At 70.2% G+C, this 4,619-nt stretch carries 3 protein-coding genes and 1 pseudogene; 3 read left to right on the top strand and 1 reads right to left on the bottom strand.

Going from position 1 to position 4,619, the window contains the following annotated elements; translation table 11 throughout:
- Nucleotides 1-115 precede the first annotated feature (115 nt).
- Nucleotides 116-790, top strand: a complete 675-nt coding sequence (locus tag ACWDSL_RS51990) for a phosphotransferase family protein (RefSeq protein ID WP_450496605.1) — start codon at nt 116-118, stop codon at nt 788-790.
- Nucleotides 791-947: 157 nt separating this feature from the next.
- On the opposite strand, the gene ACWDSL_RS51985 is transcribed toward ACWDSL_RS51990, so the two are convergent.
- Nucleotides 948-1,097, bottom strand: coding sequence for a hypothetical protein (locus ACWDSL_RS51985; protein WP_450496603.1), 150 nt, complete (start codon nt 1,095-1,097; stop codon nt 948-950).
- 65 nt (nt 1,098-1,162) lie between these two features.
- On the opposite strand from ACWDSL_RS51985, the pseudogene ACWDSL_RS51980 reads away from it, so the two are divergent.
- Nucleotides 1,163-1,957, top strand: a pseudogene (locus ACWDSL_RS51980) (ABC transporter ATP-binding protein).
- Nucleotides 1,957-4,521, top strand: a complete 2,565-nt coding sequence (locus tag ACWDSL_RS51975; RefSeq protein WP_450496601.1) for an FtsX-like permease family protein — start codon at nt 1,957-1,959, stop codon at nt 4,519-4,521. Before ACWDSL_RS51980 ends, ACWDSL_RS51975 begins: the two are co-directional and overlap by 1 nt.
- Nucleotides 4,522-4,619: the final 98 nt, after the last annotated feature.

The raw sequence follows: 4,619 nt of genomic DNA, 5'->3' as shown, positions 1-4,619 counted from the left end.
CACGCCGTCACGTCGGCGTGTCGCTGTCTCATACTCACCACAAACCGACATCCGGTACGCGTTGCTGCTCCGCATCCGGGTAGCGGCGTACCGGCCCGTCGCTGATCATCGGGGGATGCGTCCGCTGAAGCACGGCTACACCAACCGCACCCTCGGTGACGGAGCCGTCGTGCAGAAGACCTACGAAGGTCCGGATGCCGAGCTCAGGCTCGACCGTGAGCGCACGCTGTTGGCCCGGCTCCGGGGGCGGCTCCCCGTGCCACCCGTGCACGCGGCGGACGCCGGCACCCTCACCCTCGGCTTCATGACCGGCGCACCCGGCCAGGAACTGTTGGACGCCGGACACGCCGTGGAGGTCCTGGAGGCGTGCGGCGGGCTGCTGCGCCGCATCCATGGGACTGAGGCGAGCGTGCCGGCGCTGGGCGCCGGCGACGAGGGCGAGGTGTTGGTGCACGGCGACTACGGGCCCCACAACGTGCTGCTCGACCCCGTCACCTTCCAGGTCACCGCAGTGGTCGACTGGGAGTTCGCCCGTCTCGGGGAACCGGTCGAGGACCTGGCCTGGTGCGAGTGGATCGTGCGGATGCACCACCCCGAGCACCGCCACGCTCTCGACGGCTTCTTCCGCGCCTATGGCGAGGATGTGGTGCCGCCCTGGCCGGTTCGCCAGGGCGCCATGCTGGCCAGATGCGAGTCCCTGCGGCATTTCTGCCATCGCTGGGAGCCGAACGGTCCGGGCGTGACGCTGTGGCGTGAGCGTGCGGTCGCGACGGCGGGTTGGCAGGAATAGCCCAGGAAACGCGAGCTGACGCGCGGCTGACGAGGTATGAGCGGGTTAACCACCGGGTCGAAGGTAGGGCTAGCCCCATGTTCCGGGGCGGCAGAGTGTCGCTAGTTTCATTATCCGCACCGCGATTTTGGGCTACGACCTGTGCATCCGTCAGATCTCAGATTTCGGCAGCGCCGTGCGAATGGAGTTCTGCTGCGTCGGGGGCCTTGCTCTCGGTGGATTCACCGCCGAGCGCATCGACGCATTCGAGCCGCGGTTCGGAAAGGGACCCCAACTGTTCTTCAGAACCGGCATTTTCCAGCTCCATCGCGCTTCGATGCCTCCAGCGGTCGGCCCGAACTGATGGAATTCCCCGAGACCTAGGAGATCTGCATGCGTTCGGAGCACGTGCGGCCGACCGCGGACGAGTTGCTGCGCTTGCAGGACGTCCACAAGGTGTACGGGCGGTCGCGCAACAGCGTGGCGGCGCTGGCGGGGGTGTCGCTCGGCTTCCAGCGCCACACGTTCACCGCTGTGATGGGCCCCTCCGGCTCCGGCAAGAGCACCTTCCTGCACTGCGCCGCCCTCCTGGATCGGCCGACGTCCGGCAGCGTCTTCCTGGACGGCCAGGACCTGACGACGATGAACGAGCGCTCGTTGACCAAGCTGCGCAGGAACCGGATCGGGTTCGTCTTCCAGAGTTTCAATCTGCTGCCCGCGCTGAACGTGGTGGATAACGTGACGCTGCCGCTGCGGCTGGCGGGCAAACGGCCCAACCGCGGGCTGGTGGACGACGTCATCGAGCGCACCGGCCTCACGTCCCGCCGCAAGCACCGCCCGGGCGAGCTCTCCGGCGGTCAGCAGCAGCGCGTGGCGATCGCCCGCGCCCTGGTCACCTGACCGGCCCTGCTGTTCGGAGACGAGCCGACAGGCGCCCTGGACACCGAGACCGCGCTGGAGATCCTGGGACTGCTGCGCGCGGCGGTGGATACCGGCGAGCAGACCGCGGTGATCGTGACGCACGACCCGGTGGCCGCATCGCACGCCGACCGCGTGGTGTTCCTTGTGGACGGTCGGGTGAGCGCCGAGCTCGAACGGCCCTCCGTCCAGGAGGTGGCCAGGCAGATGACCCGACTCGGCGCGTGGGCCCGGAGGCAGCAGCCCGTGCGCCCGGAACGGGCGGTCTGATGCTGCGTCTCGCGCTCAAGACCCTGCGGTACCGCAAGGGCGGGTTCCTCGCGTCACTGATCGCGCTGTTCGTCGGCGCCGTCGTCGTCCAGAGCTGCGGCGGTCTGCTGGAGACCGGTATCCGCGCCAACGTCAAGGCCGAGCGGCTGGCCGCGGCGCCCGTCGTGGTGACCGGCAGCCAGGATTATCCCGGCCACGCGGTCGGTACCGCGACCGATCCGATGACCGAGCGAGTGCTGCTGGACCAGAACCTGGTGGACGCCGTGGCCAAGGTGCCCGGTGTGGCCGCGGCCGTGCCGGACATCTCGGTGCCGATCACTGCGCTGGCAGGCCGGTCGGCCGGCGCGTCCGGGCACGGCTGGTCCAGCGCGTCACTCTCGCCGTACAAGCTGGTTGCGGGCGCCAAGCCGACCGCGTCCGGCGAGGTCGTGGTGGACAGCACCACCGCGAAACGGCTGGGCGTGCGGCCGGGCGAGCGGCTGAAGGCGTCGGTGCGCGGCATCCCGCACGTCTTTCGGGTCAGCGGAATCACCGAGAGCCGGATCGCCACCCAGTCTGTGCTGCTGTTCTCCGACGGCGAGGCCACTCGGCTGTACGACCGGCCCGGAAAGATCGACGACATCGGGGTGCTCGCCGCCCCGGGCACCGACCCGGCGACGCTCGCCAACGCGATCGATGACGCCGTCGCGGACCGCGGTGCCCAGGTGCTTCACGGCGACGATCGGGGGGTTGCCGAGTTCCCGGACGCGATCAGCGGCAAGCAGAACCTGATTCCACTCGCGGGCGCGTTCGGCGGCCTGGCCACCATGGTCGCGATCTTCGTGGTGGGCAGCACCGTGGGCATGTCGATGCAGCAGCGCCGCCGGGAGATGGCGCTGCTGCGCACGACAGGGGTCACGCCAGGGCAGTTGCGCCGCATGGTGATGGCGGAAACGTCCATGATCGCGCTGCTCGCGGCCGGCCTGTCGCTCGGGCCAGGGCTCGCGTTCGGCCACTTCATGTACGACATCCTGGTCCGGCAGGACCTGATCCCAGGCGAGATGATCTTCAGTCAGGGGCTGATCCCGCAGCTCGCCGGCTTCGGCGCCACGCTGTTCGCGGCGCTGGCCGCCGCGTTCATCGCCTCCCGCCGGGTGTCGAAGGTCCGGCCGACCGAGGCGATGGCCGAGGCAACGCTGCAGATCCGCTGGGTCAGCCCGATCCGCATGATCCTCGCGTTCCTGTTCCTGGGCGGTGCGACCGCGCTCGCGATCGTGACGGCGTCGGTGATGACCGGGCCGATCGCGGCGAGCACGGCCGGGCCCGCCGCGATGCTGTGGGCGGTCGGGATCGCCCTGGTGTCCCCGGGCCTGTGCCGCTGGCTGGTGGCTCTGCTGCGTTGGCCGGTCGGCTGGTTCACCGGGCTGTCGGGGCGGCTGGCGATGCTGAACGCGTCAGTGCGCAAGGTCCGGCTGGCCTCGGCGGTCGTCCCGATCATGCTGGCGACCGGGCTGGCCACGGCACTGATCTACCTACAGACCAGTCAGGACGATGCCAGCAGCCGGATGTTCGCCGACGGCCTGAAGGCGGACGCTGTGGTCAGTTCGCAGAGCGGTGCGCTGCCACCGTCGCTCGTGGACACGCTCTCCCGCCTGCCTCAGGTCGCCGGAGCGTCCGCTTCGGTGTCCAGCGAGGCGCGTCTGGAGACCGTCCTCGGCCCGGGCAAGGACGACAACGACACGATGGAGGATCGTCGGGTCAGGCCGATCCGGCTCGACCTGCAAGGGGTCACGGCGTCCGGCGCGCGGCAGACGATCGGGCACCCGGCGGTGCGGGGCGACTACGGGCGCCTGACCGGCGACAGCATCGTGCTGCCCACGGATGTGCTGGACGACAGCGGCAAAGACGTCGGCGACCGGGTGAGGCTGCGCTGGGGCAACGGAGAGGTGACCACGATGACGGTCGTCGGATCGTTCACCCCGCCGCGCGGTTTCGGCTACGCGATGGTGCCCGCGACCGAGCTGCTGCCCCGCACAACGACTGGCGTACTGCCGCAGATCCTGGTGAAGGCGAAGCCGGGGGTGTCGTCCCCGGACCTGAAGGCGGCGGTGCGGAAGGCGGCAGGCGGTGTGCCCGGAGTCGTCGTCGTGGACCGCGCGGAAGCGGTCGTGGCGCACGCGCAGAGCGATGAAACCGGCCGGGTGGCGAGCTTCCTGCTGGCCGCAGTGGTGGTCGGCTATGCGGTGATCGCGCTGATCAACTCGCTCATCGTGGCGACCGCCGAGCGGCGCAGCGAGTTCGCGCTGCAACGGTTGATCGGCTCGACCCGCGGCCAGGTGATGTGGATGATGTCGGTCGAGGCGCTGGTGACAGCGATGGTCGGGGTCGTGCTCGGCACCGGGGTCGCCGCCGGGTCACTGGTCCCGTTCGGGCTGGCCCTGGACGGGTCGGTGCTGCCCAGCGGGCCTGCGTGGATCTACCTGACGATCGTCGGGACCGCGGTGGCGCTGACGTTCGCGACGATCCTGTTCCCGACGTCGGTCGCGCTGCGGGCGAGGCCCGTGGAGGCCACCGCTCGCCCATGACCGTGGTCATGCCCCGCCGCGCCCCCCGCGCTGCCCGAGTCCGAGCGGACGAAGCAGCAGCCGCTGCCCGAGTCGGAGCGGACCAAGCAGCAGCCGCT

Source organism: Streptomyces sp. NPDC000941, from assembly GCF_053599555.1.
Note: the sequence above shows the minus strand (reverse complement) of the source record. Positions and strands in the feature narration are given on the sequence as shown.